Origin of the sequence: Streptomyces sp., from assembly GCF_050698815.1 — a bacterium.
Lineage (GTDB): Bacteria > Actinomycetota > Actinomycetes > Streptomycetales > Streptomycetaceae > Streptomyces.
The window spans coordinates 1-2076 of sequence record NZ_JBOHCV010000791.1 but is presented as its reverse complement, the minus strand read 5'-3'; the positions used below and the strand labels follow the sequence as shown (position 1 = coordinate 2076).

General features: G+C 71.0%; 2 protein-coding genes. Both read left to right on the top strand.

Annotated features, from left to right (window positions below):
- Positions 1 to 96 precede the first annotated feature (96 nt).
- Positions 97 to 963: a 3-methyl-2-oxobutanoate hydroxymethyltransferase gene (gene panB / locus ACRDP3_RS28375; RefSeq protein ID WP_431519886.1), complete on the top strand. Its 867-nt coding sequence runs from the start codon at positions 97 to 99 to the stop codon at positions 961 to 963.
- A gap of 109 nt (positions 964 to 1072) precedes the next feature.
- The coding region (locus ACRDP3_RS28370; protein ID WP_431519885.1) for an ATP-binding cassette domain-containing protein at positions 1073 to 2076 on the top strand (1004 nt) is incomplete at its 3' end.

Below are 2076 nucleotides of genomic sequence, written 5' to 3'. Positions count from 1 at the left end.
CGGCCCTTCCCCCGGCAGGCGGCGCCGTGCCAGCATGGACGTGTATCCGGGGACGCCGTCAGGGTGCCTCGAGACGACATACAGGAGCGTTCAGCCATGTCTGATGCGCAGAAACAGGACGGGCCCTCGACGAAGCAGCCCGCCACTCTCTACGGCGGGGCACGCAATCGGCGCGTCACCGTCCGTGATCTGGGCGCCGCCAAGGAGCGCGGGGAGCGGTGGCCGATGCTCACCGCCTACGACGCGATGACGGCCTCCGTCTTCGACGAGTCCGGCATCCCCGTCATGCTCGTCGGCGACTCCATGGGCAACTGCCACCTCGGCTACGAGACCACCGTGCCCGTCACCCTGGACGAGATGGCGATGCTGACGGCGGCCGTCGTACGCGGCACCAAGCGCGCCCTCGTCATCGCCGATCTACCCTTCGGCTCGTACCAGGAAGGACCCGTGCAGGCGCTGCGCAGCGCCACCCGGATGGTCAAGGAGGCGGGCGCGGGAGCGGTCAAGCTGGAGGGCGGCGAACGCTCGGCGCACCAGATCGAACTGCTGGTGCAGTCCGGCATCCCGGTCATGGCGCACGTCGGCCTGACCCCGCAGTCGGTGCACGCGATGGGTTACCGCGTGCAGGGCCGCGGCGAGGAGGCGGCGCAGCAGCTGCTGCGCGACGCCAAGTCGGTGCAGGACGCGGGCGCCTTCGCGGTGGTGCTGGAGGCGGTGCCGGCGCAGCTCGCCGCCGAGGTCACGCGCTCGCTGCACGTACCCACCGTCGGCATCGGCGCGGGCCCGGACACCGACGCCCAGGTGCTGGTGTGGACGGACATGGCGGGGCTGACGGCGGGCCGGGTGCCGAGCTTCGTGAAGCAGTACGCGCGGCTGCGCCAGACGCTGGGCGACGCGGCGAAGTCCTTCGCCGACGACGTGATCGCGGGTGACTTCCCGGCGGCGGAGCACAGCTTCGGTTAGGGCAGCCCGGCACGGTCGGGCACGATCCGGCACGGTGACCGACAGCCGGCCTGTGGGTGTACAGGCCGGCTGTCGGTCGATTGTCGGTGGCGGGTGTCATCTTTGGAGCATGACGCGAGAGAACACCACCGGCCGCGGCGCCAGCGCCGTCGAAGTCCGCGGACTGGTGAAGCACTTCGGGGAGACCAAGGCAGTCGACGGCATCGATCTCGAGGTGCGCGAGGGCACCGTCGTGGGGGTGCTCGGGCCGAACGGCGCGGGCAAGACGACGCTCGTACGCATCCTGTCCACGCTGCTGGCGCCGGACGCCGGCCACGCCACGGTGGCCGGGTACGACGTGGTCCGCCAACCCCGCCTGCTCCGCCGCACGATAGGCCTGACCGGGCAGTACGCGTCGGTCGACGAGAAGCTGTCCGGCTGGGAGAACCTCTACATGATCGGGCGGCTGCTCGACCTGCCGCGCGCCCAGGCACGTCAGCGGGCCGACGAGATGCTGGAGCGGTTCTCGCTGACCGAGGCCGCCAAGCGGGCGGCCGGCAAGTACAGCGGCGGCATGCGCCGGCGCCTGGACCTGGCCGCGTCCATGATCGGACGCCCGCGGGTGCTGTTCCTGGACGAGCCGACGACGGGCCTGGACCCGCGCACCCGCAAAGAGGTGTGGGCCGAGGTCCGCGACATCGTCGCGGACGGCAACACCGTGCTGCTCACCACGCAGTACATGGAGGAGGCCGAGCAGCTCGCCGAGCTGCTGACCGTCATGGACCAGGGCAAGATCGTGGCCGAGGGCCGGGTGCCCGAGCTGAAGGCCAAGGTCGGGGGCCGGACCCTGGAGATCCGTCCCCTGGACTCGGGCGAGCTGTCCCCGATGGCCGACGCCCTCGCGCAGGCCGGTCTGGACGGTGTCGGCGGTGCCGCCGCCGACGAACGGGCGGGCATCGTGAGCGTTCCCATCCTCAGCGACGAGCAGCTGACAGCGGTGATCGGGCTGCTGGCCGCCCGCGGTTTCACGATCGCCGACATCACCACCCATCTGCCCAGCCTGGACGAGGTGTTCCTGGCCATCACCGGCCAGAAGGCCACTCATCAGGACGACGAGAACCAGTTCGAGGAGGT